The 1,654-nt window shown below is 60.1% G+C and carries 1 protein-coding gene; it reads right to left on the reverse strand.

Going from position 1 to position 1,654, the window contains the following annotated elements; all coding sequences use genetic code 11:
• Positions 1-90: 90 nt before the first annotated feature.
• On the reverse strand, positions 91-1,654 hold a 1,564-nt coding region (locus GIW04_RS30530; RefSeq protein ID WP_236479592.1), incomplete at its 5' end, for an MFS transporter.

Raw genomic sequence — 1,654 nt, forward strand, 5'->3', positions numbered from 1 at the left:
GGCAAGCCAGCTCCCACAGTTTGAATTGTGAATACAGTCAAATGTGGGAGCTGGCTTGCCTGCGATGAGGCGCTGACAAACAACGAAAAACTACCTGACACTCCCCCGCAAACCACCCACCACAGCCTGCAACTGCTCAGGCGTCGCCCCCTCCACGGCCACCGGCTCACCCGCCACCAACACCACCCGCGACCAGATCCGATGGAAAAAACCCTTGTTCGGATCGCGGCTGAAGAAACTCCCCCACAACCCCTGCAATGCCATCGGGATCACCGGCACCGGCGTCTCCTCCAGGATGCGCGTCACCCCGCCGCGAAACTCATTCATCTCGCCATCGGCGGTCAGCTTGCCTTCCGGGAAGATGCAGACCAACTCGCCATCCTTGAGGTACTGGGCAATCCGCGCGAACGCCTGTTCGTAGATCTGAATGTCTTCATGGCGCCCGGCAATCGGAATCGCCCCGGCGGTGCGGAAGATAAAGTTGAGCACCGGCAAACGATAGATCTTGTAGTACATGACAAAGCGAATCGGCCGACGTACTGCGCCGCCAATCAACAGCGCATCGACAAACGACACATGGTTGCACACCAGCAACGCCGCGCCTTCATCCGGAATGGCTTGCAGGTTGCGATGCTCCACGCGGTACATGGAATGGCTGAGCAGCCAGATCATGAAGCGCATGGTGAACTCGGGAACGATTTTAAAGATGTAAGTGTTAACCGCGATGTTGAGCAGCGACACCACCAGGAACAACTCGGGGATCGACAGCTTGGCCACGCTCAACAGCAGGATGGAGACGATGGCCGAGACCACCATGAACAGTGCATTGAGAATGTTGTTGGCCGCGATCACCCGAGCCCGTTCGTTCTCGGCGGTGCGCGACTGGATCAGCGCATACAGCGGCACGATGTAAAAGCCGCCGAACACACCCAGGCCGAGGATATCGAGCAGCACCCACCACGCCTGGCCGTAGCTGAGCACCGCGAGCCAATCGTTGGGTTGCACGTTCTGCGGGAAGCCGCCGGAGTGCCACCACAGCAGCAGGCCGAACACGGTCAGGCCAAACGAACCAAACGGCACCAGGCCAATTTCCACCTTACGCCCGGAGAGCTTTTCGCACAGCATCGAGCCCAGGGCGATGCCCACCGAGAACACCGTTAGGATCAAGGTCACCACGGTTTCGTCGCCGTACAACCATTCCTTGGCATAGGCCGGGATTTGCGTGAGGTAAATCGCACCCACAAACCAGAACCATGAGTTGCCGACAATCGAGCGCGACACTGCTGGCGTCTGCCCCAGGCCCATGCGCAACGTCGCCCACGACTGAGTGAAGATATTCCAGTCCAGGCGCAGTTGCGGTGTCGACGCCGCCGCGCGCGGGATGCTGCGGCTGGCCAAATAGCCCAGCACCGCCACGGCCACAATCGCCACCGCCACCACCGGCGCGTAATGAGTGGAAGACATCATGATCCCGGCGCCGATGGTGCCGGCCAGAATCGCCAGGAACGTGCCCATCTCTACCAGGCCGTTGCCACCGACCAACTCATCGTCGTGCAACGCCTGAGGCATGATCGAGTACTTCACCGGGCCAAACAGCGCCGAGTGCGTGCCCATGGCAAACAGCGCCAGCAGCATCAGCTCAAGATGATTGGTC

The organism is Pseudomonas sp. PA-4-8C, assembly GCF_021606625.1.
GTDB lineage: Bacteria > Pseudomonadota > Gammaproteobacteria > Pseudomonadales > Pseudomonadaceae > Aquipseudomonas > Aquipseudomonas lactis.